29 protein-coding genes are annotated in these 22,214 nt (G+C 58.0%); 19 read left to right on the top strand and 10 right to left on the bottom strand.

Translation table 11 applies throughout. The annotated features are described in order from the left end of the window. The first annotated feature begins 179 nt into the window (after nucleotides 1–179). Nucleotides 180–545, top strand: coding sequence for a histone-like nucleoid-structuring protein, MvaT/MvaU family (locus PSH97_RS14695; protein WP_007900052.1), 366 nt, complete (start codon nucleotides 180–182; stop codon nucleotides 543–545). A 175-nt stretch (nucleotides 546–720) separates the two neighbouring features. Here the strand turns inward: PSH97_RS14695 and PSH97_RS14700 are convergent, their stop codons facing one another. Then, nucleotides 721–1,224, bottom strand: coding sequence for a DUF4946 domain-containing protein (locus tag PSH97_RS14700; RefSeq protein ID WP_407682150.1), 504 nt, complete (start codon nucleotides 1,222–1,224; stop codon nucleotides 721–723). A 155-nt stretch (nucleotides 1,225–1,379) separates the two neighbouring features. Between PSH97_RS14700 and gloA the strand changes: the two genes are divergently transcribed. Next, on the top strand, nucleotides 1,380–1,901 hold the full coding sequence (gene gloA / locus PSH97_RS14705; protein ID WP_305445505.1) for a lactoylglutathione lyase: 522 nt from the start codon (nucleotides 1,380–1,382) through the stop codon (nucleotides 1,899–1,901). Between the two features lie 176 nt (nucleotides 1,902–2,077). Here gloA and ahpF read toward each other — a convergent pair whose 3' ends face one another. The 3 genes from ahpF to PSH97_RS14720 all read right to left on the bottom strand — a co-directional run bounded on the left by ahpF (nucleotide 2,078) and on the right by PSH97_RS14720 (nucleotide 5,422). Beyond that, nucleotides 2,078–3,640 (bottom strand): alkyl hydroperoxide reductase subunit F, encoded by a 1,563-nt coding sequence (gene ahpF, locus PSH97_RS14710; RefSeq protein ID WP_305445507.1) that lies wholly within the window; start codon nucleotides 3,638–3,640, stop codon nucleotides 2,078–2,080. Nucleotides 3,641–3,781: 141 nt separating this feature from the next. Next, nucleotides 3,782–4,345 (bottom strand): alkyl hydroperoxide reductase subunit C, encoded by a 564-nt coding sequence (gene ahpC, locus PSH97_RS14715; RefSeq protein ID WP_038983195.1) that lies wholly within the window; start codon nucleotides 4,343–4,345, stop codon nucleotides 3,782–3,784. Between the two features lie 138 nt (nucleotides 4,346–4,483). After that, nucleotides 4,484–5,422 carry a site-specific integrase gene (locus PSH97_RS14720; RefSeq protein WP_305445508.1) on the bottom strand — a complete coding sequence of 313 codons (939 nt, stop codon included), beginning with the start codon at nucleotides 5,420–5,422 and terminating at the stop codon, nucleotides 4,484–4,486. Nucleotides 5,423–5,599: 177 nt separating this feature from the next. On the opposite strand from PSH97_RS14720, the gene PSH97_RS14725 reads away from it, so the two are divergent. Continuing rightward, nucleotides 5,600–6,619, top strand: coding sequence for a DNA-binding protein (locus PSH97_RS14725; protein WP_305445509.1), 1,020 nt, complete (start codon nucleotides 5,600–5,602; stop codon nucleotides 6,617–6,619). On the opposite strand, the gene gorA is transcribed toward PSH97_RS14725, so the two are convergent. Together gorA and galU are read right to left on the bottom strand one after the other, a co-directional pair. Then, complete coding sequence (gene gorA, locus PSH97_RS14730) at nucleotides 6,616–7,974, bottom strand: glutathione-disulfide reductase (RefSeq protein ID WP_305445511.1); 1,359 nt, start codon at nucleotides 7,972–7,974, stop codon at nucleotides 6,616–6,618. The two genes, PSH97_RS14725 and gorA, sit on opposite strands and share 4 nt — an antisense overlap. 129 nt (nucleotides 7,975–8,103) lie before the next feature. Further along, nucleotides 8,104–8,943: a UTP--glucose-1-phosphate uridylyltransferase GalU gene (gene galU, locus PSH97_RS14735; RefSeq protein WP_054050566.1), complete on the bottom strand. Its 840-nt coding sequence runs from the start codon at nucleotides 8,941–8,943 to the stop codon at nucleotides 8,104–8,106. 280 nt (nucleotides 8,944–9,223) lie between these two features. Here galU and PSH97_RS14740 point away from each other — a divergent pair, with 280 nt between their 5' ends. Both PSH97_RS14740 and PSH97_RS14745 read left to right on the top strand, forming a co-directional pair. Beyond that, complete coding sequence (locus PSH97_RS14740; RefSeq protein ID WP_008012859.1) at nucleotides 9,224–9,412, top strand: hypothetical protein; 189 nt, start codon at nucleotides 9,224–9,226, stop codon at nucleotides 9,410–9,412. 139 nt (nucleotides 9,413–9,551) lie between these two features. Then, nucleotides 9,552–9,833 (top strand): hypothetical protein, encoded by a 282-nt coding sequence (locus PSH97_RS14745; protein WP_305445517.1) that lies wholly within the window; start codon nucleotides 9,552–9,554, stop codon nucleotides 9,831–9,833. Here the strand turns inward: PSH97_RS14745 and PSH97_RS14750 are convergent, their stop codons facing one another. Together PSH97_RS14750 and PSH97_RS14755 are read right to left on the bottom strand one after the other, a co-directional pair. Further along, nucleotides 9,834–10,064: a hypothetical protein gene (locus PSH97_RS14750; RefSeq protein WP_007935641.1), complete on the bottom strand. Its 231-nt coding sequence runs from the start codon at nucleotides 10,062–10,064 to the stop codon at nucleotides 9,834–9,836. Between the two features lie 72 nt (nucleotides 10,065–10,136). Then, complete coding sequence (locus tag PSH97_RS14755; RefSeq protein WP_305445518.1) at nucleotides 10,137–10,493, bottom strand: hypothetical protein; 357 nt, start codon at nucleotides 10,491–10,493, stop codon at nucleotides 10,137–10,139. 212 nt (nucleotides 10,494–10,705) lie between these two features. On the opposite strand from PSH97_RS14755, the gene PSH97_RS14760 reads away from it, so the two are divergent. The 5 genes from PSH97_RS14760 (at nucleotide 10,706) to ada (ending at nucleotide 13,876) form a co-directional block, all read left to right on the top strand. Next, complete coding sequence (locus tag PSH97_RS14760) at nucleotides 10,706–11,008, top strand: DUF1883 domain-containing protein (protein ID WP_007900033.1); 303 nt, start codon at nucleotides 10,706–10,708, stop codon at nucleotides 11,006–11,008. Between the two features lie 28 nt (nucleotides 11,009–11,036). Then, nucleotides 11,037–11,207: a hypothetical protein gene (locus PSH97_RS14765; RefSeq protein ID WP_162232616.1), complete on the top strand. Its 171-nt coding sequence runs from the start codon at nucleotides 11,037–11,039 to the stop codon at nucleotides 11,205–11,207. A gap of 127 nt (nucleotides 11,208–11,334) precedes the next feature. After that, nucleotides 11,335–12,045, top strand: a complete 711-nt coding sequence (locus PSH97_RS14770; RefSeq protein ID WP_305445520.1) for a 2OG-Fe(II) oxygenase — start codon at nucleotides 11,335–11,337, stop codon at nucleotides 12,043–12,045. Continuing rightward, nucleotides 12,035–12,715, top strand: coding sequence for a DNA oxidative demethylase AlkB (gene alkB / locus PSH97_RS14775; protein ID WP_305445522.1), 681 nt, complete (start codon nucleotides 12,035–12,037; stop codon nucleotides 12,713–12,715). Before PSH97_RS14770 ends, alkB begins: the two co-directional genes overlap by 11 nt. Nucleotides 12,716–12,802: 87 nt before the next feature. Continuing rightward, the gene (gene ada, locus PSH97_RS14780; protein WP_063343970.1) at nucleotides 12,803–13,876 is read left to right on the top strand and encodes a bifunctional DNA-binding transcriptional regulator/O6-methylguanine-DNA methyltransferase Ada; all 1,074 of its coding nucleotides are present in this window, start codon (nucleotides 12,803–12,805) and stop codon (nucleotides 13,874–13,876) included. On the opposite strand, the gene PSH97_RS14785 is transcribed toward ada, so the two are convergent. Together PSH97_RS14785 and acuI are read right to left on the bottom strand one after the other, a co-directional pair. Beyond that, entirely contained in the window at nucleotides 13,840–14,328 is a 489-nt protein-coding gene (locus PSH97_RS14785; RefSeq protein WP_305445523.1) for a GyrI-like domain-containing protein, read from the bottom strand. The two genes, ada and PSH97_RS14785, sit on opposite strands and share 37 nt — an antisense overlap. 53 nt (nucleotides 14,329–14,381) lie before the next feature. Then, nucleotides 14,382–15,365 carry an acrylyl-CoA reductase (NADPH) gene (gene acuI, locus PSH97_RS14790; protein ID WP_305445524.1) on the bottom strand — a complete coding sequence of 328 codons (984 nt, stop codon included), beginning with the start codon at nucleotides 15,363–15,365 and terminating at the stop codon, nucleotides 14,382–14,384. A 160-nt stretch (nucleotides 15,366–15,525) separates the two neighbouring features. Here acuI and PSH97_RS14795 point away from each other — a divergent pair, with 160 nt between their 5' ends. The 9 genes from PSH97_RS14795 (at nucleotide 15,526) to PSH97_RS14835 (ending at nucleotide 22,142) form a co-directional block, all read left to right on the top strand. Beyond that, on the top strand, nucleotides 15,526–16,590 hold the full coding sequence (locus PSH97_RS14795; protein WP_305445526.1) for an NAD(P)H-dependent flavin oxidoreductase: 1,065 nt from the start codon (nucleotides 15,526–15,528) through the stop codon (nucleotides 16,588–16,590). A gap of 146 nt (nucleotides 16,591–16,736) precedes the next feature. Further along, on the top strand, nucleotides 16,737–17,495 hold the full coding sequence (gene modA, locus PSH97_RS14800; RefSeq protein WP_305445527.1) for a molybdate ABC transporter substrate-binding protein: 759 nt from the start codon (nucleotides 16,737–16,739) through the stop codon (nucleotides 17,493–17,495). After that, complete coding sequence (modB, locus tag PSH97_RS14805) at nucleotides 17,496–18,176, top strand: molybdate ABC transporter permease subunit (protein ID WP_305445530.1); 681 nt, start codon at nucleotides 17,496–17,498, stop codon at nucleotides 18,174–18,176. Nucleotides 18,177–18,179: 3 nt separating this feature from the next. Next, on the top strand, nucleotides 18,180–19,259 hold the full coding sequence (modC, locus tag PSH97_RS14810) for a molybdenum ABC transporter ATP-binding protein (protein WP_305445532.1): 1,080 nt from the start codon (nucleotides 18,180–18,182) through the stop codon (nucleotides 19,257–19,259). Between the two features lie 98 nt (nucleotides 19,260–19,357). Then, nucleotides 19,358–20,395: a DNA topoisomerase IB gene (locus PSH97_RS14815; protein WP_305445534.1), complete on the top strand. Its 1,038-nt coding sequence runs from the start codon at nucleotides 19,358–19,360 to the stop codon at nucleotides 20,393–20,395. Nucleotides 20,396–20,464: 69 nt separating this feature from the next. Then, on the top strand, nucleotides 20,465–20,722 hold the full coding sequence (locus PSH97_RS14820; protein ID WP_305445536.1) for a hypothetical protein: 258 nt from the start codon (nucleotides 20,465–20,467) through the stop codon (nucleotides 20,720–20,722). Between the two features lie 129 nt (nucleotides 20,723–20,851). Further along, nucleotides 20,852–21,082 carry a hypothetical protein gene (locus PSH97_RS14825; protein ID WP_008012835.1) on the top strand — a complete coding sequence of 77 codons (231 nt, stop codon included), beginning with the start codon at nucleotides 20,852–20,854 and terminating at the stop codon, nucleotides 21,080–21,082. A 303-nt stretch (nucleotides 21,083–21,385) separates the two neighbouring features. After that, nucleotides 21,386–21,670, top strand: a complete 285-nt coding sequence (locus PSH97_RS14830; RefSeq protein WP_305445538.1) for a hypothetical protein — start codon at nucleotides 21,386–21,388, stop codon at nucleotides 21,668–21,670. Nucleotides 21,671–21,716: 46 nt separating this feature from the next. Beyond that, the gene (locus tag PSH97_RS14835; protein WP_305445540.1) at nucleotides 21,717–22,142 is read left to right on the top strand and encodes a hypothetical protein; all 426 of its coding nucleotides are present in this window, start codon (nucleotides 21,717–21,719) and stop codon (nucleotides 22,140–22,142) included. Nucleotides 22,143–22,214: the final 72 nt, after the last annotated feature.

Here is a 22,214-nt window from a genome sequence, read left to right on the forward strand (position 1 = left end):
ACTACTCTCGTTACATGAAGAAAAAGTCAGGATTTACTCTTGGCCAATTAACTACTACAATTTTTCATACCTGTGCAGAACTGGCAGGTGAGCCATTATCACCGAGTCGCTTCAAGGCTCTTGGCTTATAGCTTTGTTTGCGGTTGGTATCAGCCAAACACACTATTGGAGTAAAGATATTGTCCAGACTCGCTGAATTCCGTGCAGCTGAAAAGGCCCTTCAAGAACAGCTCAAGCAGTTGGAATCGCTGAAGAACGATGCCGGGCTCAAAAAAGAAATCGAATTCGAAGAAAAGCTCCAGGGGCTGATGAAAACCTACGGCAAGAGCTTGCGCGACATCATCGCCATCCTCGATCCGAACCCGGCGAAATCCGGCCTGCAGCAGGCAACAGCGCCTAAAACCCGCCGCGCTCGCGTGGTCAAGGTTTATCAGAACCCGCACACCGGTGAACTGATTGAAACCAAGGGTGGCAACCACCGCGGCCTGAAAGCCTGGAAGGAACAATACGGTGCTGCCACCGTTGATTCCTGGCTGCGTGGCTAAGCACTCGCGATCATAAAAAAAGCCCTGCTAATGCAGGGCTTTTTCATGGATGGTGTCTAAATGCAACGATAGTCGCCGATCAACTCGTTATATACCGACCAACTTTATGCTTAATCCCTTTGGCTATCTAAAAAATGCCGAACACGCTGAAATCTACTGATACGCAAACCTTAAACTAAAGTTTCAAGCTGTTTCGAGCCACCGCTATGTCGTCCTGACTTGCCTTATAAACCTCGGCCTGCCCTGCATAGGAAAGAACATAAGCCTTATCGGCGTCTACCGCAGCGACCAATGTTTGAGACAGCACATGTCGACCGTTCTGCGTAATCGTGCAAGTAGTTTCCAGCGCCGATAGTCGGCTCAAGGTAGTCGGGTGAATTTTAGTGCAAACGCTCTGATACCCGCTCTGAAAAAAGTCCTTTTGCACCGACTTGCGCATTTCCAGTAGCACGCCTTCCAGATTCACCTGGTGACCACTTTCCACTTGAGTCATGGTCAACTCCATCACCATCACCGGTGTACCGTCCTGGTCGTTCTTTACCGCGCGTTGCCGGGAAACCTGAGGCTTGGCCTCGTCTTGCGGAACGGTCTCGACAGTCCATCCATTGGGCCAGGTCACGACCGGAGCTTCTGCATGAGCACGGGTAACAGCTGAAAGCAGACACATCAGGACGAACATCAATTGACAGGATCGGACCATTGTAATGAACACTCACGGATTGAGCCGCGAAGTCTGAGCTTCACCCGCCCGACAGGCAAGCCTGCGGTTTTGGTTTGGCGATGCCAGGGCCCTTGCGTATCATTGTGAGCATTCTTGGAATTTCCGGAGGGCCCATGAGCCTGCACGAACTCAATACATTTCCTGGTGTGACCGCCCAACCTGACACCGCCACTCAGAAGTTCGTCTTCAACCACACCATGCTGCGGGTCAAGGACATCACCCGGTCACTGGATTTCTACACCCGCATCCTGGGTTTCTCGCTAGTGGAAAAACGCGATTTCCCGGAAGCCGAGTTCAGTCTGTATTTCCTGGCGCTGGTCGATAAAAACCAGATCCCGGCCGATGCCGCTGCCCGCACCGAGTGGATGAAATCGATCCCCGGCATTCTCGAACTGACCCACAACCACGGCACCGAGAACGACGCGGATTTCGCCTACCACAACGGCAACACCGACCCGCGCGGTTTCGGCCATATCTGCATTTCGGTGCCAGATATTCGCGCGGCGTGCGAACGCTTCGAAGCGCTGGGCTGCGATTTCCAGAAACGCCTGAACGACGGTCGCATGAAGAGCCTGGCGTTCATCAAGGACCCGGATGGTTACTGGGTCGAAATTATTCAGCCTGCACCGATGTAAACGAAATGATCGTTCCCACGCTCTGCGTGGTAATGCCTCCTGTGACGCTCTGCGTCACGCTTTTGGGACGCGGAGCGTCCCGGGCTGCATTCCCACGCAGAGCGTGGGAACGATCAGAGCAAGACACAAAAAACCCCATGATCGCTCATGGGGTTTTGTGTTTTCAGCGTCGGCGTTTATGCAGGCGCCGAGGTGCGAATCAAGTGATCGAACGCGCTCAGGGAAGCCTTGGCGCCCTCACCCACCGCAATCACGATCTGCTTGTACGGCACGGTAGTCACGTCACCGGCCGCGAACACGCCGGGCATCGACGTTTCTCCGCGGGCATCGACGATGATCTCGCCGCGCGGCGACAACTCGATGGTGCCTTTGAGCCAATCGGTGTTAGGCAACAGACCGATCTGCACGAAGATTCCTTCCAGCTCGACCGTGCGCAACTCGTCCGACTGACGATCCTTGTAGCGCAGACCGTTGACCTTCTGACCGTCGCCAGTTACTTCAGTGGTTTGCGCACTGGTGATCACCGTAACGTTCGGCAGGCTGTGCAACTTGCGCTGCAACACCGCGTCGGCGCGCAGTTGTACGTCGAACTCCAGCAGGGTCACGTGGGACACGATACCAGCCAGGTCGATAGCCGCTTCGACGCCGGAGTTACCACCACCAATTACTGCCACACGCTTGCCTTTGAAAAGCGGACCGTCGCAGTGGGGGCAGTAAGCCACGCCCTTGTTGCGGTATTGCTGCTCACCGGGAACGTTCATTTCACGCCACCGGGCGCCAGTCGCCAAAATCACGGTCTTGGCTTTCAAGGACGCACCGCTGGCGAAATGGATTTCGTGTAGTTCGCCATTTTTGCCCGGCACCAGCTTGTCGGCGCGTTGCAGGTTCATGATGTCCACGTCGTACTGCTTGACGTGCTCTTCCAGCGCCACGGCCAGTTTCGGCCCTTCGGTTTCCTGCACGGAGATAAAGTTCTCGATGGCCATGGTGTCGAGCACCTGACCACCAAAACGTTCCGCCGCCACACCGATGCGAATGCCTTTACGAGCAGCGTAGATTGCCGCCGAAGCACCGGCCGGGCCACCGCCGACAACCAGCACGTCAAAGGCTTCTTTGGCGCTGATTTTCTCGGCCTGGCGCTCGGTGCCGCTGGTGTCGATCTTGGCGAGGATTTCTTCGAGGCCCATGCGGCCTTGGCCAAAGTTGACGCCATTCAGGTAAATGCTTGGCACGGCCATGATCTGGCGCTCGTCGACTTCAGCCTGAAACAGCGCGCCGTCGATGGCGACGTGGCGGATGTTCGGGTTCAGCACAGCCATCAGGTTCAATGCCTGGACCACGTCCGGGCAGTTCTGACAGGACAGCGAGAAGTAAGTCTCGAAGTTGAACTCGCCTTTGAGCGAGCGGATCTGTTCGATCACTTCGATACTGGCCTTCGAGGGGTGGCCACCGACTTGCAGCAGGGCCAGCACCAGCGAAGTGAATTCATGGCCCATCGGAATACCGGCGAAACGCAGGCTGATATCGGCCCCTGGGCGGTTGATCGAAAACGATGGTTTACGCGCATCGTTACCGTTGTCGAGCAACGTAATCTGGGTGGAAAGACTGGCAACGTCTTTGAGTAAAGCGAGCATTTCCTGGGATTTCGCACCGTCGTCGAGGGAGGCAACGATCTCGATCGGCTGGGTGACCCGTTCCAGGTACGATTTCAACTGGGCTTTAAGATTGGCGTCCAACATACGGGCGATTTCCATGCTGTTTGGTGAAGAGACAAAAACATAAAAAAACGCCCGAGCGAATCTCGCCCGGGCGTTTTTATTGGGCGGTTGCAGCTTACTTAGGAGGTGCGGAGTTCCGCCCTGATGACGCGCGTCACAGACTTAGATCTTGCCGACCAGGTCCAGGGACGGAGCCAGTGTGGCCTCGCCTTCTTTCCACTTGGCAGGGCAAACCTGGCCTGGGTGAGCAGCAACGTACTGAGCAGCCTTGATTTTGCGCAGCAGCTCGGAAGCGTCACGGCCTACACCGCCGTCGTTGAGTTCAACGATTTTGATCTGGCCTTCAGGGTTGATCACGAAGGTGCCACGGTCAGCCAGACCCGCTTCTTCGATCAGCACGTCGAAGTTGCGGGAGATAGCGTGAGTCGGGTCGCCGATCATGGTGTACTGGATTTTGCCGATGGCTGGCGAAGTGTTGTGCCACGCAGCGTGGGCAAAGTGGGTATCGGTGGAAACGCTGTAGATTTCGACGCCCAGTTTCTGGAACTCGGCGTAGTTGTCAGCCAGGTCTTCCAGTTCGGTCGGGCAAACGAAGGTGAAGTCAGCCGGGTAGAAGAAAACGACAGACCATTTGCCTTTCAGGTCAGCGTCCGACACTTTTACGAAGTCGCCATTTTTAAAGGCGTCAGCTTTGAACGGTTTAACTTGGCTGTTGATGATAGGCATCGATGACTCTCCGTCAGGGGTTAAGAAGTTGATGAAGTGAATCCTACCCACCCGATCGCCGGTTGGCTCATTGGCAAACCTGATGCTGCTGATTGGTTTTCGCTATTAGCCGAGCGTATTAATAGAAGAAAACGTGATCTAAGGCGCCAACGGTTTTTCAGCGATTCGGGTCATCCCGATAAACGGGCTGGCTTCAACATAGCGCATGGCGGACTTCATATCCTTCCAGCCCACGTAATTCATCAACGACTTCAAATCCCAACCGCTCTGGTGAGCCCAGGTCGCAAAGCCACGCCGCAAGGAGTGGCTGGTGTAGTGCTCGGCCGGAATACCGGCGCGCTCCAGGGCCTGGCGCAACAACGGGATCACGCTATTGGCATGCAGGCCCCCCTCGCTCAAATGGCCCCAGCGATCGATACCCCGGAACACCGGCCCGCGGACCAACGCCGCTTCAGTGATCCATTGGATATAGGCCTGCACCGGACACAGGCGCTGCAAGGCTGGCGTCTGGTATGTCTGGCCGAGGTTCTCGCGGTCGCTCTTGCTGCGAGGCAGGTAGAGGGTGATGCCTGAGCCGGCGCTGGCCCGCACATGTTCAATCTGCACGCGGCACAACTCATCGCTACGGAAACCGCGCCAGAAGCCCAACAGGATCAACGCCGTGTCACGCCGGGCCCGCAGCAGTCCCGGTTGATCGCCCTGCGCCTTGGCGGTTTGCGCTTCCTGCTCCAGCCAGGCCACCACTTGCTCCAGATGCCGAAGCTGCAACGGCTCGGCCTGTTTCTCCTGCGCCGGGTGCAGCGCGCGAATGCCCTTGAACACTTTGCGCACCACGGGCGCCTTGGTGGGATCGGCGAACCCCTGACTGTTGTGCCATTGCGCCAACGCGGACAAGCGCAATTTCAAGGTATTGATCGACAGCACACCTGCGTGGGCCACGAGATAGCGCGCCACGCTATCGCCGGTCGCCGGCAGGAACCCGCCCCAACTGACTTCGAAATGCTCGATGGCCGCGCGATAGCTGCGACGGGTGTTGTCGCGCGTGGCGGCTTGCAGGTAGCGATCCAGCTCAGTCATGGGCTCACTTCTCGAAAACATACCGCTCTGGCGGGCGAAACCCGGATTACAGCTCATCACACGGGGTAATACCAGTATATCCCGCATGATGAATAACAGATTTTTAACTTTATCGGCATCATGGTACATTGCGTATATTAGTGGTACGTACCACAGTATCAAATCGTAGGAGAAGACATGGCACGTGGCGGCGTAAACAAGGCACTGGTGCAAGCGGCACGCTCAGCGATCCTCGCCCGGGGCGAACACCCCAGCATCGACGCGGTACGGATCGAGATGGGCAATACCGGCTCGAAAACCACGATCCATCGCTATCTGAAGGAGCTCGATGACGGCGCTGAACCCGCGCAAGCACCTTGCGAGCCTATCGACGATGAGCTGACAAGCCTGGTGTCGCGCCTGGCACAACGCCTGAAAGAACAGGCGCAAGAACCCATCGACCAGGCGCGCGCACAGTTCGAGCAACAACGAAAAGAGCTGGAAACCCGACTGCACGAGGCCCGTGAGGCCAATACTGAATTGCAGCAGCAGTACGAAATTCAAAGCCTGGCACTGACCCAGGAATCGGCGGAACTGCAAGACACCCGCTCCATGCTGCAAACCGAGCAAACCCGCAACGCCGGACTGAATCAGGCACTGGCAGATTTCGAATTACGCCTGCAGGACAAGGACGAGCAGATCCGCTCACTGGAAGAAAAGCACCTGCACGCCCGCGAGGCACTGGAGCACTACCGCAGCGCCGTCAAAGACCAACGCGAGCAGGAGCAGCGCCGCCACGAAGGCCAGGTGCAGCAGATTCAGATGGAGTTGCGCCAAGCGCAGCAAAGCGCACTGGTACGCCAGGATGAAATCACTCAATTGCATCGCGACAATGAGCGCTTACTGACGGAAAACCGCGGAACGCTGCGGGAGCTGAGCCTGTCGCAAGAGCAACTCAAGCACACCAACAGCCGACAGGATCAGCTGCTGGAACAGGTCAACCGTATCGACAGCGAACGCACCCTCCTCCAGGAACGCTTGCGCATTGCCATGCTGGAAAACCAGTCACTCAAGCAGAACATCGACGAACAGTCGCACATCAACAAAGCGCTGGAAGTTGAACTGATCAAGTTGCAGGCAAGCCTGGATGAAAGCACACGCCTGGCCGCTGTCGTTGCGACAGGACCAGACGCATCAGCGCCGCGTAAAGACGATTAACCCGCGACCGGCGTACGCATGGTGACGAACTCTTCGGCGGCCGTCGGATGCACGCCGATGGTTTCGTCGAAATCACGCTTGGTCGCGCCCGCCTTCAGGGCAATTGCCAATCCTTGCACGATCTCGCCGGCCTCCGGGCCGACCATATGGCAGCCCAAGACCTTGTCAGTCTTGGCGTCCACCACCAGTTTCATCAAGGTGCGCTCCTGGCACTCGGTCAGGGTCAGCTTCATCGGCCGGAAACGGCTTTCGAAGATCACCACATCGTGCCCGGCCTCTCGCGCCTCTTCTTCGGTCAGGCCGACAGTGCCAATGTTCGGCAAGCTAAACACGGCGGTCGGGATCATCTTGTAATCCACCGGGCGATATTGCTCGGGCTTGAACAAACGCCGCGCCACGGCCATGCCTTCGGCCAGCGCGACCGGCGTGAGCTGGACCCGACCGATCACATCGCCCAGAGCCAGGATCGATGGCTCTGCGGTTTGATACTGCTCATCGACCTCGACAAAACCTTTCTTGTCGAGTTTGACGCCGGTGTTTTCCAGCCCCAGGTTATCGAGCATCGGACGCCGACCAGTGGCGTAGAACACGCAATCCGCCTCCAGCTTACGACCGTCCTTGAGCGTGGCAGTCAGGCTGCCATCGGCTTGCTTGTCGATGCGCTCGATGTCGGCATTGAATTGCAAGTCCATCCCGCGTTTGGTCAGCTCTTCCTGCAGATGTTTGCGCACCGCACCGTCGAAGCCACGCAGGAACAGATCACCGCGATACAGCAGCGTGGTCTCGGCACCCAGCCCGTGGAAAATCCCGGCAAACTCCACTGCAATGTAACCACCACCGACCACCAGAACGCGCTTTGGCAGCTCTTTAAGGAAGAACGCCTGGTTGGAACTGATCGCGTGCTCGTGTCCCGGAATCTCCGGGATCTGCGGCCAGCCACCGGTGGCAATCAGGATGTTTTTGGCGGTGTAGCGTTTGCCATCGAACTCGACGGTATGCGGATCGACGATTTTCGCGTGACCTTCATGCAAGGTCACGCCGCTGTTGACCAGCAGGTTGCGATAGATGCCGTTCAGGCGATTGATCTCGCGATCCTTGTTGGCGATCAGCGTCGCCCAGTCGAACTTCGCCTCACCCGGGGTCCAGCCGAAACCTTGCGACTGCTCGAAGTCTTCGGCGAAGTGCGCGCCGTAAACCAGCAGTTTTTTCGGCACGCAGCCGACGTTCACACACGTCCCGCCCAGGTAACGGCTCTCGGCCACGGCAACTTTCGCGCCAAAACCGGCCGCAAATCGCGCAGCCCGTACACCGCCGGAACCGGCACCAATCACATAAAGGTCAAAATCGTAGGCCATTTCTATCTCCTCGGCAGGCCACCAGCATACCTGCGAGCGGCCTTTGGGCAAGCGTTGCAAACTATTTGGGGCCGGAAAATGAAAAAGCCACCCGAAGGTGGCTTTTCAGTACAAGCAGCTCAGGCGCGATCAGTAAGCCTTGCCAGTCTTGTAGAAGTTCTCGAAGCAGAAGTTGGTTGCTTCGATGTAACCTTCAGCGCCGCCGCAGTCGAAACGCTTGCCTTTGAACTTGTAGGCAATCACGCAACCATTTTGCGCTTGCTTCATCAGGGCGTCGGTGATCTGGATCTCGCCGCCCTTGCCTGGCTCGGTTTGCTTGATCAGGTCGAAGATGTCCGGCGTCAGGATGTAACGACCGATGATCGCCAGGTTCGACGGTGCATCTTCCGGTGCTGGTTTTTCAACCATGTTGCGCACGCGATACAGGTCATCACCGATCAAGTCGCCAGCGATAACGCCGTACTTGTTGGTTTCCAGCGGGTCAACTTCCTGGATCGCGATGATCGAGCAACGGTACTGTTTGTACAGCTTGACCATTTGAGTCAGGACGCCGTCGCCGTCAAGGTTGACGCACAAGTCGTCCGCCAGCACCACGGCGAACGGTTCGTCGCCGATCAGCGGGCGGCCAGTCAGAATCGCGTGACCCAAGCCTTTCATTTCGGTCTGGCGAGTGTAGGAGAACGAGCACTCGTCGAGCAGTTTACGGATACCGACCAGGTACTTTTCCTTGTCGGTGCCCTTGATCTGGTTTTCCAGCTCGTAGCTGATGTCGAAGTGGTCTTCCAGAGCACGTTTGCCGCGACCGGTGACGATGGAGATTTCGGTCAACCCGGCATCCAGTGCTTCTTCGACGCCGTACTGGATCAGTGGCTTGTTTACCACCGGCAGCATTTCTTTGGGCATGGCTTTAGTCGCTGGCAGGAAGCGAGTACCGTAACCGGCTGCTGGGAACAAGCATTTCTTGATCATATAAGTCCTTGAAAGGGCTGTGTGTTCGAGTTTCGGCGCAGTCTAATCAGGCGGCGGGCACCTTACAATGCCCCGCACTGGCTAACCGATGCCATCATAGAGAAATATTCTGATGGATAGTTCCGCAGATACATTGCACAACCTCTTATAGATAGCAGAGATCGGCAGATCTGCATGACCATCAGCCGAAAGGCAATCTACCCCACCCTACACCATCGGCACCCGTTGAGGCCATTTGGCGCTATCATTGTGCGATTGAACCAGCCAACGAGGCAGATAGATGTCGGCAGCAAAAAGCGTTAACGGGTACCTGATCAATCAGGCAAAAGACGGTCAATGGTGGGTAGACAGCGTCGGCGGCGAGAATATTGCCGGGCCGTTCCCGACAGAAGCGCTGGCGATTGAAGTGGCATCGGTGTTGCAAGATCAACCCGCAGCCCCCAAGCGGCGTGGCAAGGACAAGCCTTGAGCTGAACCTGACATGACGCAGCCCTGCCTTTGCGCAGGGCTTTTTTGTGATTATCTGCAACGAAGTGGCCATTCGCTATAATCTTTCGATGCCGCCGCTGTCACAGCGTTTAGCCCCCACCACTGACGACCACCTCAACATGAATAAATTTTTGCCACTGATTGCAGTTCTGGCCCTGAGCGGCTGCGCCACGTCCGAAACGACGTACCTGAAAAACGGCGAGCAAGGCCTGAGCATCGACTGCTCCGGGGAAGCCAACGCCTGGGCCAGTTGCTACGAAAAAGCCGATGCCTCGTGTGCCGGCACCGGCTATCGGATTGTCGGTACCGACGGCACACCTTCGCCCCAGGAAAGCGACAAGACCCTGGGCGTCGACGTCGGCAACTACAAAAACCGCAGCGTGGTGGTGGTCTGCAAGTAGCTACATATGAATTTCGGCGAATTTGATCCCAAGCCCGCGCACGGTCTCGATCAAATCGTCGAGGCGACTGAAGGACTCGACTTCATCGTTGTCATCCACCAGGAAAAAGCTGCGCCCGGCGCTTTTCTTGAAAAACACGATCCATTCCCCCGGATTCGCCGGGTTCTGAATCACGTGGGTGGCAGAGATATGACCCTCTGCATGGCGCTCCCGCACCTGCTCTCGCTTCATGCTTGACTCCAGAAATGACAATGCCGTCAAAGCGCGACTTTGACGGCATCGATGCTGACTGGGGGTAGTTTATCAGCCTGATATGCACGCGGTGGCGGCATTGCGCACATCCCATGGGCGCAAAGGCACATTGGAGATGCGTTCATGCAGCTTGATGCTGCTGCCGCCGGAACGGTCTTCGATGTCAAACACCGCAGCCGGCCCCGACGAGAACTTCTGCGGCACGATAACCCGCACGCCTTCCTTCTGCGGCTCGACCTGCAGGGCTCCACGGCTTTCTGCCAGTTTCTCGACCAGGCACTGCGCGTACTCATGGGGTTTCTTGCCTGAAATCACACTCATGGTGGGCAGTGTCTCATTGATGTCCGAGACACTCGCACATCCACCCACTGCCAATGCCAACGGCACGACCAGAACACCCCACTTCATACAAAACCTCCGATAAAGACCCTCCGACAGCACAAATACTGTTTTTCTCCGAGGCTCATTGCTTTTATCGCTCATAGAATTCCGAATAACTGTTTTTAATTGTCAAAGCGGACCCCGACAGCCGGATAATAACCTGTTCGGGCTGATAAACTGCGCCAATCGCCCATGCTATCGTTTTGATTTTGTAGAAAAAGCCCTTCTGGAGGCGCCTCATGAAATTTATCCACCAGCGCGAGCACCTCAACGAAGACGACATCGTCGTCATCCAATGCTCCCAAATGTGCAACATCCGCTTGATGAACGACGCCAACTTTCGCAGCTTCAAGAATGGCGGCCGTCATACTTACCACGGCGGCGCATTCGACACCTTCCCGGCCCGGATCACTGCGCCGAGCACCGGTTTCTGGAACATCACCATCGACACGGTCAATCGCCGGCCGATCAGCGTGACCCGCAAACCGACCCTGACACACTCGATCAAGATCATCCGTCGCTCCAGCTCGAAACTGAGCTGAACCCACACCAGAACAGGCAGGTATGACCGTGGCCCAGACGACCAAATACGTCATCAAATACAAACTCAACGGCGAGCGCCGCTTCGAATTCGCCCAGCTTGAAAACGGCACCGAAGAAGAAGCCAAGGCTGCTCTGGACGTTATTCATGGCCAGACTGAAGATGTCATCAGCGAGATCAGCGTGAGCAAAGCGCTGTAATGCGATCTGGAGCGACAACATGGACGTCTGCTCCCCTTTCGAATTCGACCGCAAGCGCCGGAGTGTCCACTCCCGCAACGCTCACTAAACTGGCCGCCTCGACCTTTTGGTCAAGGAGTCAGATCCCTTGTTTAGCGACCCGATTCACAACGACGCCCTCGACTGGGGCAGGCTTACGCAACAACTCGATCAGGATGGCTGCGCAGTCATCAGGTCGTTTTTAAGCCCTGAGACCTGCGATGAAATAAGCGCCCTGTACGACCGGCCCGAGCCCTTTCGCTCGAAGGTGATGATGGCTCGCCACGGTTTTGGCCGTGGTGAGTACAAGTACTTCAAGTACCCGCTGCCGGATCCGGTGGCCCGGTTGCGTAGCGCGCTCTACCCTCGACTGGTTCCCATCGCCAATCGCTGGTACGAATGCATGGACCTGCCGACCCGTTTCCCCGAATCGCACGAAGCATTTTTGCAACGCTGTCATGCCGCCGGTCAGGAACGCCCGACACCTTTGTTGCTGCAATATGGCCCGCAGGACTACAACTGTTTGCATCAGGATCTGTACGGCGAACACGTCTTCCCGCTGCAAGTGGCGATTCTTCTGTCAGAACCGAACGAGGATTTCACCGGCGGTGAATTTGTGCTGACCGAACAACGTCCTCGGATGCAGTCACGCCCGCAAGTCATCGGCCTGAAGAAAGGCGACGCGTTGATTTTTGCCGTGAATCAGCGCCCGGTAAAAGGTGTTCGCGGCTATTACCGAGTGACCATGCGTCACGGGGTGAGTCGCCTGCACAGCGGAAAACGGCATACCCTTGGAATCATCTTTCACGATGCGTTATGACCCCATGAGCCCGATCACCCTCGATTTGTTTGCCGATGCCGAACCCGAGCAACAGCCCAGGCGCGAGCAAATCGGCGAACAATCCTACGTGCTTAGAGGCTTTGCCCTGCCCTGGCTCGACCGATTGCTACCGGCGCTGGAGTCGGTTCTGGCTGCAGCCCCTTTTCGGCAGATGGTCACACCCGGCGGCTTTACCATGTCGGTGGCCTTGAGCAGTTGTGGCACCTGGGGCTGGACCACCGACCGCAGCGGCTACAAGTACACCCGCAACGATCCGCAGACCGGCCTGCCCTGGCCTGAAATGCCCGAGGTGTTTTTCGAGCTGGCGCAAGCGGCGGCGCGAGAGGCAGGGTTTACGGATTTCGTACCGGATTCCTGCCTGATCAACCGCTATATTCCCGGTGCCAGGATGTCATTGCATCAGGACAAGAATGAAGGTTCCTACGCAGCCCCTATCGTGTCGGTGTCCTTGGGATTGCCCGCGACGTTCCTGTTCGGTGGCTTCGAACGCAGCGCCAAAAGCCAGCGCGTGCCGCTGTTGCACGGCGATATCGTGGTCTGGGGCGGCGTGGACCGTTTGCGTTATCACGGCGTATTGCCGATCAAGGAGGGTTATCACCCTCAGTTGGGCGAACAACGGATCAACTTCACCTTTCGTACCGCGGGATGAAACCGTCGAATTCGACCGCAAGACCCGGAGTGTGGCGTCTCTGGTGGCTGGTTAATCTGCATGAAACGGGTCAACGGACATGAAGCCATGACAACGCATTCGAAAAATATCGCCACCGAAAACGACCCTCGCTGGGCCGCCGTGGTCGCGCGCGATCCCCGCGCCGACGGGCAGTTTGTATATGCGGTGAAAACCACCGGCATTTACTGCCGCCCCAGCAGCCTGGCGCGTTTGCCGAAGCCACAGAATGTCGAGTTTTTCGACACCGCCGAGCAAGCTCAGGCGGCGGGTTATCGCCCCAGCAAACGAGCCGCGAAGGATCAAAGCGACGTCGCCGCACAGCACGCCACGACCGTGGCCGCCGCATGCCGTCACATCGAATCCGCCGAGACGTTGCCGGCGTTGAATGAATTGGCGGACGCTGCCGGCCTGAGCAGTTTCCACTTCCATCGTGTATTCAAGGCCATCACCGGCCTGACGCCCAAGGGCTACGCCACAGCCCATCGTTCACGCAAGGTTCGCGAGCGCCTGGCGGACGGCGGCACGGTCACCGACGCGCTGTATGACGCTGGATTCAACTCCAACAGTCGTTTCTATGAGGCAGCGGATCAAGTGCTGGGCATGAAGCCCGGCGACTACCGCGCGGCCGGGCAGAACAATGACATTCGTTTTGCCGTCGGCCAGTGCTCTTTGGGAGCGATTCTGGTGGCGCAAAGTGAGCGCGGCGTCTGCGCGATTCTATTGGGGGACGATCCGCATCAATTGGTCTGTGATCTGCAGGACAAGTTTAGGCGCGCCAACCTGATTGGCGCCGATCATGAGTTCGAGCAGCTGATTGCTAAAGTGGTGGGTTTTATCGAAGCACCGGCACTCGGCCTGGACTTGCCGCTGGACGTACGCGGCACGGCGTTTCAGGAGCGGGTGTGGCAAGCCCTGCGGGAGATTCCCGCCGGCAGCACCGCCAGTTATGCCGATATCGCTCAGCGTATCGGCGCACCGAAAGCCGTGCGCGCCGTGGCCCAGGCCTGTGGCGCGAACAGCCTGGCGGTGGCGATCCCTTGCCATCGCGTGGTACGCAGCGACGGCAACCTGTCGGGCTATCGCTGGGGCGTAGAGCGCAAGCGTCAGTTGCTGGAACGCGAAAACGCGGCTGAATCCTGAATGCCGATATAAACCGCCACGGACTCCGGACCGGTGTAGACCTCGAAGTCCGTGGCGAACTTGCGGCAAACCTGCGGGTTATCCTCGAAGTAAGCCCAGACCAGGCCCCACGTCTGAATGACGCTGTCGGGCATCGGCCCTTTGGCGCTGAACACCAGGTAATCGCCGCCCTCAACCTGAATCTGCGCAAAGCCCTCGGAGGGTGCGGCGACCGCCGCACCCGCGGTCACATCGAAGTGACCCGAAGCGTCGGACTCGTAGTTGGAATAGACGCCGTACATAAACGATTCCGGCTGTTTGTGGGCGATCTTGTCGAAAATGTCCTCGACGAAAAATCGTTCCCACATAGGCCCGATACGCGCGGTATCTGGCTTCTGTTCTGCGGCATTGAGGGTTCGCACCTGCAACCCCGAGACGCTAAAGGGCAGCACTTCACGCAGCTTTACATCCATTGTCGCTATTTCCTTGTTTCTACAGTTTGTCTGTTTGATGAGTGCCAAGACGATCAACGATTGACGTCGACCACTACCCGGCCGCGCAACTGGCCGGCGAGCAAACGCCGCGCGGCGTCGATGGCTTCGCTCAAGCCGATTTCGTGACTGATCAGCGGCAGCAAGGCGAAGTCCAGATCCTTGGCCAGGCGATTCCAGGCCAGTATCCGCTTAGCTTTGGGTTGGGTCACGCTGTTGATGCCGGCCAGGGTCACACCGCGCAAAATGAACGGCGCAACAGAGGCCGGGAAGTCCATGCCTTGTGCCAGACCGCAGGCGGCGACGGTGCCGTTGGCCCGAGTGCTTGCGCAAGCGTTGGCCAGCGTGTGGCTGCCGACCGAATCGATCACCGCCGCCCAACGTTCCTTGGCCAGCGGTTTGCCCGGCTCCGACAACGTGGCGCGATCGATGATTTCACTGGCACCCAATTGCTTGAGATATTCGTGCTCAGAAGTGCGGCCGGTGGATGCCACCACGCGATAGCCGAGTTTGCTCAGCAGGGCGATGGCGAAGCTGCCGACGCCACCGTTGGCGCCCGTCACCAGCACTTCGCCTTGGTCGGGGTTCACGCCGTTGTGCTCCAGCGCCAGGATGCTCAGCATCGCCGTGTAACCGGCCGTGCCGATGGCCATTGCTTGCGCAGCGGTGAATGCCTTGGGCAACGGGATCAGCCAGTCGCCATTCAGGCGGGCTTTCTGCGCCAACCCGCCCCAGTGTCCTTCGCCCACACCCCAGCCGTTGAGCAGGACTTGATCACCAACCTTGTAGTCCGGATGACCGCTGACTTCGACAGTGCCCGCCAGATCGATCCCCGGCACCATCGGAAATTTGCGCACCACCGGGCTGCTGCCGGTGATCGCCAGGCCATCCTTGAAGTTCAGCGTACTGTACGCCACACGCACGGTCACATCGCCTTCAGGCAATTGATCGTCATTGATCTCTTGCAGGGTGGCTCGGTAACCGCTGTCGTCCTTGTCGATCAAAATGCCTTTGAACATCACTGCCTCCTGATGGAATCGCTCAGTTGTCGTGCTGTTGAAATAACACATGAAAACACATCGCCGTAGCCGACTTTAAGCCAATCCTCAAACTCGACTGGCCTTGTGTCAGGCATTACTGATACAAATTCCCTTCTACCGACGTCGGAGAACACTGCACATGAGTCAATGGCCAGACACCCGCATTCTTGACCTGTTCAGGATCGAGCTGCCGATCATTCAGGCCCCTCTGGCTGGCGCGACGACGTCGGCCATGGTGATTGCGGCAAGCAACGCTGGCGGCCTGGGCTCAATGCCCGCCGCGATGCTGAGCATCGAACAGTTGCGCGAGGAGCTGAAGACGATTCGCCAACACACCCAGCGCCCGTTCAACGTCAATTTTTTCTGCCATCAACCTCCACCGCCCGATGAGCAACGTGCCCGGGACTGGAAGAACCTGCTGGAACCGTACTATCGGGAATTGGGGGTCGATTTCGACGCACCGACGCCGGTGTCCAATCGCGCACCGTTCGATAATGCGGCCTGCGAAGTGCTCGAAGAGTTTCGTCCTGAAGTGGTGAGTTTTCACTTCGGCCTGCCGGAAAAGTCGCTGCTGGATCGGGTAAAAGCGACCGGGGCGAAAATTCTCTCTTCGGCGACTACGGTCGAAGAAGCCGTCTGGCTGGAGCAGCATGGTTGCGACGCGATCATCGCCATGGGTTACGAGGCCGGTGGCCACCGGGGAATGTTCCTCAGTAATGACCTGAGCAGCCAGGTGGGGACCTTTGCCCTGGTGCCACAAATCGTTGATGCGGTGAACGTGCCGGTGATTGCGGCGGGTGGGATTGGAGATGCGCGGGGCGTCGCGGCGGCGTTTCTGCTGGGCGCTTCGGCGGTCCAGGTGGGTACGGCTTATTTGTTTACGCCCGAGGCCAAGGTCAGCGCGTCTCACCAGAAAGCGTTGCGCACGGCCAAGGAAAGCGAGACGGCGATCACCAACATCTTCACCGGGCGCCCGGCACGGGGGATTCTTAATCGGGTAATGCGTGAGCTGGGGCCGATGTGTGACAAAGCGCCGGCCTTTCCCTTGGCGGGCGGTGCGTTGATGCCGTTGCGGACCAAAGGGGAAGCGGATTTCAGCAACCTTTGGGCGGGGCAGGCGTTTACGCTGGGCGTTGAAATGACGTCGGCAGAGTTGACCCGGCGGTTGGCTGAGGAAGGACTGGCGAAGTTGGTTCGTCAGTAGGACGCAGCCCTGTAACAGCAGGCTACGCCAGCTGCTACAGGGAGCGCATCATTCAACGGGGGGCATTCCCATTTGTTCCGTTTACAGGCAATTCGCTATATATTCTGCTATATAGCGTTTCATCTCGCCTGCCACGGAGCCGTTTCATGACCATTCGTGCCTCACGTTTTGCCCTCACGTGCCTGTTCACTGTATTCGCTTTCGGCTCCGCCCAGGCGGATGAAGTCCAGGTCGCCGTTGCCGCTAACTTCACCGCGCCAATCCATGCCATCGCGGCCGATTTCGAGAAGGATACCGGGCACAAACTGGTCACTTCCTTTGGTGCAACCGGCCAGTTCTACACCCAGATCAAGAACGGCGCGCCGTTCGAAGTGTTCCTCTCGGCAGACGACACCACCGCGCAAAAACTCGAGGCCGAAGGCGACACAGTCAAAGACTCGCGCTTCACCTACGCGATCGGCACCCTGGCGCTGTGGTCGGCCAAGGACGGTTACGTCGACGCCAAGGGCAAGGTGCTGAGCGACAATCAGTATCAACATCTGTCCATCGCCAATCCGAAAGCGGCCCCGTATGGCCTGGCCGCCACTCAAGTGCTGGCCAAGCAGGGCCTGACTGACAAGGTCAAAGGCAAACTCGTCGAAGGCCAGAACATCACTCAAGCCTACCAATTCGTCTCTACCGGGAATGCAGAGTTGGGTTTCGTCGCCTTGTCGCAGATCTACAAAGACGGCAAAGTCACCAGCGGTTCGGCCTGGATCGTCCCGGCCGATCTGCATGACCCGATCAAACAAGACGCGGTGATCCTCAATAAGGGCAAGGACAACCCGGCCGCCAAGGCGCTGGTTGACTACCTCAAAGGTCCGAAAGCCGCCGCTGTCATCAAATCCTACGGTTACCAACTCTAAATGACGCTATCGAGTGCCGATTATTCCGCCATCTGGCTGACTCTCAAACTGGCGTCCCTGACGACCGTGATCCTGTTGGTCATCGGCACTCCGATTGCGTTATGGCTGTCGCGCACGCAGTCCTGGCTGCGCGGCCCGATCGGGGCGATCGTCGCCCTGCCCCTGGTGCTGCCGCCCACGGTGATTGGCTTTTATTTGTTGCTGGCGCTCGGCCCGAACGGCTGGATCGGTCAGTTCACCCAATCGCTGGGCCTTGGCACCCTGACCTTCAGTTTTGTGGGGTTGGTGATCGGCTCGGTGCTGTACTCGATGCCGTTCGTGGTCCAGCCGCTGCAGAATGCCTTTTCTGCCATCGGCACTCGCCCACTGGAAGTGGCTGCAACCTTGCGCGCCAATCCTTGGGACACGTTCTTCAGCGTGATTGTGCCGCTGGCCCGCCCCGGTTTCATCACCGCGGCCATTCTCGGTTTTGCCCATACTGTCGGCGAGTTTGGTGTGGTGCTGATGATCGGCGGCAACATTCCCGATAAGACCCGCGTGGTCTCGGTGCAGATCTACGATCACGTCGAAGCCATGGAATACGCCCAGGCTCATTGGCTGGCCGGGGCAATGTTGGTGTTCTCCTTTGCAGTATTGCTGGCGCTCTACTCCAGCCGTAAAACCAAAGCGGTCTGGAGCTGATCGATGATTCATACGCGCTTGAAACTGAATTATTCGGGATTCTCCCTGGATGTGGACCTGCAACTGCCCGGCCGCGGAGTGACGGCGCTTTACGGCCATTCCGGTTCGGGTAAAACCACGTGCCTGCGCTGCATCGCCGGTCTGGAACAGGCCGAGCAGGGTTTTATTCAGGTCAACGATGAAGTCTGGCAGGACAGTGACAATGGGATTTTCGTCCCGCCACATAAACGCGCCTTGGGTTACGTTTTCCAGGAAGCCAGCCTGTTCCCCCATTTATCGGTGCGGGCCAATCTGGAGTTCGGCCTCAGGCGCATCCCTCGTCAACAGCGCCGGGTCGACATGGCTCATGCCACTGAGTTACTGGGGATCGGCCATTTGCTGGGCCGTGATCCGCAGAACCTTTCTGGCGGCGAACGCCAGCGGATCGGCATCGCTCGTGCCCTGCTCACCAGCCCGAAGCTTCTGCTGATGGACGAACCGCTGGCGGCGCTCGATACCCAGCGTAAAAACGAAATCCTGCCGTATCTGCAACGGCTGCACGATGAACTGGACATCCCCGTGCTGTACGTCAGTCATTCCCAGGATGAAGTCGCGCGGCTCGCCGACCACCTTGTCCTGCTCAGTAACGGCAAGGCTTTGGCCAGCGGCCCCATCGGTGAAACCCTGGCCCGGCTCGATCTGCCGCTGGCGCTGGGCGACACCGCCGGTGTGGTGATCGAGGGACACGTCAGTGCCTATGACGCTGACTATCAGTTGTTGACCTTGGAACTGCCCAACACGGACCTGAGCATTCGAGTCGCTCATTCACCAATGGCTGAAGGCCAGGCACTGCGCTGCAAGGTCCAGGCACGGGATGTCAGCCTCAGCCTGCAAGGCGTAGAGCACAGCAGCATCCTCAATCGCCTGCCGGTCACGGTGATCAGTGAAATCGGCGCCGATAACGCCGCTCACGTACTGATTCGCCTGAACGCGGCCGGTACACCGCTGTTGGCGCGGATTACCCGCTATTCCCGGGATCAATTGGGCGTGCACCCCGGACAGCAACTCTGGGCGCAGATCAAAGCGGTGGCGGTGCTGGCATAAAATCTGTCGGCATTCTCTAGGCATTCTCTAGGCACCCTGCCAGCGGTGCGCGGTCAATGGCATAACGACCCATGATTCGTCGCCCAGGATTGCCCGCCATGCCAGATACCGCGTTGCCCGATGTTCTGCCGTCCGACCTGCATTACGTCGATGACAGCCAGCCCGGCATTACCCGCAAGCTCCTGCGCGGCAAGTTTTGCTACTTCGACCCGGCGGGTCAGCGCATTACCGATCCGGATGAAATCAAACGCATCAACGCACTCGCGGTGCCGCCCGCCTACATCGATGTATGGATTTGCCCCGACCCGCGCGGCCATCTGCAAGCCACCGGCCGCGACGCTCGCGGCCGCAAGCAATACCGTTATCACCCGCGCTGGCGGGAAGTGCGCGATGCCGACAAATACTCGCGCTTGCGGGACTTCGGCCTGGCCCTGCCGAAACTGCGCAAACAGCTTGAAACTCTGTTGGCGGCGCCCGGCTTCAGCCGCGACAAGGTCATGGCCACGGTGATTACCTTGCTCGATGCGACGCTGATCCGGGTCGGCAACACGCAATACGCCCGGGACAATCGCTCCTATGGCCTGACGACCCTGCGCAACCGTCATGTCGAGGTCAACGGCAGTGCGATTCTGTTCCAGTTTCGTGGCAAGAGCGGCATCGAGCACCAGATCACCGTCAAAGACCGGCGACTGGCGCGGATCATCAAGCGTTGCCTGGAAATCCCCGGGCAAAACCTCTTTCAGTATCTGGACGAAAACGGCGAGCGGCATACCATCAGTTCCTCCGACGTCAACGCCTACTTGCAGACGCTGACCGGCGCCGATTTCACCGCCAAGGACTACCGCACCTGGGCCGGCAGTGCGCTGGCGTTGGCGGTGCTGCGCGAGTTGCAGTGGGAATCGGAAGCCGACGCGAAGCGGCATGTGGTGGAAATGGTCAAGAACGTCGCCCGGCAGCTGGGCAATACCCCGGCGGTTTGCCGCAAGTGCTACATCCACCCCGCAGTCGTCGATGGTTTCATGCGCGGCGCCTTATCCGAACTGCCGCGATCGAGGGGGCGCAAAAGGCTCAGGGCCGAAGAAGTCGCGTTGGCAGTGCTTCTGGAGAAGCTTATCGAGACGGCCGAAACACCGTGAGATCTCTTTGAGTTGGACTAAACCGACGAACTGACCTGTCCGTTTTTTGCATGATCGCAAAGGGCTTCTATGCTTGATCTGAATACGAATAGCTTCGGTGACGCCATGGAAGACATTTTCGTTGTGAAACGGTGCAACAAGATCATCATTCATGGTCGCCGGGCCGGAGAACCCGATCACCCGCCACCCGACGCTGCCGTCTGGTATCGCATCACCGATACCCGCACTCGCGGTTTCATCGGTGACGGCTTCGATCTTGAAGAGGACGCCGCACGCGAATGTCGGCGGCTTAACGCGAGATCACAGGTATCGTCCCCGCTGGCCTGAGCTGACCTCTTTTATTTCCGGGTCTATACTAAAAGGAGCTGAAGGATCAGCGACCCTACGGCAGAAAGCTCGCTCCCCGCGGGCTTTTTGTTGCCCTTTACCCGATTTCTTTGAACGGAGGTGTATGTCATGTCCGAGAAAGAGTCCATCACCACCCTGCTCACCCTGCTTGACTCCCGTCAGGCGCGCCTTGCCGCTGCATGCAAGGAAATCGCCGATTGGGTTGATAATCAAGGGGGGCATCCGACAGCCCTCAGGATTCGCGATCGTCTGAACGACATCGAGAAAGACACGCCGCAGATTCGCAGCGCGCTGTCTTCACTCAAACCTGTCGAGCCGCCGCTGCCTCGTTTCAGATGAGTCGACCAAGGTACTCAAGCCAAGGACAGAGCCCGAGTCAGGACACCTGATCGGTGACATCATCGTCACCAGGCTTATCCCTGTCTGCGCTACACACCAACCCGGTCAAGTTTGCCGGGCTTTTTTTTGTTTGCGCCCTTGCTCATTTCACACCGCCTTCACAATTCCCCCTCTACAGTGCACCCACTCCTTTCAAGAAATCCCCTGGCCCGCCCGCATGCGGGCCTTTTTTTGCCTGCTATATAACGAACGAACGCCCTCGCCCATCTGTCGAACGATTACATATCAAGAAGGAGATACCTCATGGTCACTCACTTCAAAGTCGGCGGGCACCTGGCTTGCGGACACAAAGGCAGCAACCTGATTTCAAGCAGCATACTGACCCGCGTGAAATGCAGAAGCTGCCGCAACACCGATGCGTTCAAAGAAGCGCGCAAAGCCGAACGCAACGCTGCACGTCGGGCCGCACGCAAGGCCAAAGTCGTCCACACCGTCACTGACTGGCGCGCAGCCTGGACCCAGCGGCTGATCGAAATGCCCGGATTGCAAAGATTGCCGCGTGGTTTCACCGGCCAGCCATTCGTGTAGCTGACTCCCAGATCCCCGCATGGGGCGCTAAGGAGAGGAAATACCGATGAACAGACTTCTTCTGCTTCTGATCGTCTGCCTGTGCCCCATGTGGGTGATGGCCCAAGGGTGCGACGTCAAGACCCGATCCCAAAGCCCTTCAGTTCCCGTGATCGAAACACATTCCTGCTATGAGTACGAAGGCATGCCCGTGGACTCTATTGATTGGTCCTGCAGCAACGAGAGCAAGGAAATGCTGACCAGCACCAAGAAAAAAGTCGCACAGTGCGGCGATCGCTATCGGGCCACCTGCCTGGGCACATTGACTCCAGAGGCGCTGGCCAACCCTCAGTCCATCAGCAAAGACAAGAACAGCAAACCGCTGAACATTCCCGACAATGCCCAAGTCATCACGTATTACTACAGCATCGAGAACCTGCCGCAGGCCAAGATCGATTGCGAAACCGGTGGTGGGAAATGGACGGAGAAGTAGCAGGCTGAGTAATATAGTGACTACAGCTATTTGCTCTTGCTCCATGGAACAACTCCAGCGCAATGTCCACTC

The organism is Pseudomonas cucumis (genome assembly GCF_030687935.1).
Classification (GTDB): domain Bacteria; phylum Pseudomonadota; class Gammaproteobacteria; order Pseudomonadales; family Pseudomonadaceae; genus Aquipseudomonas; species Aquipseudomonas cucumis.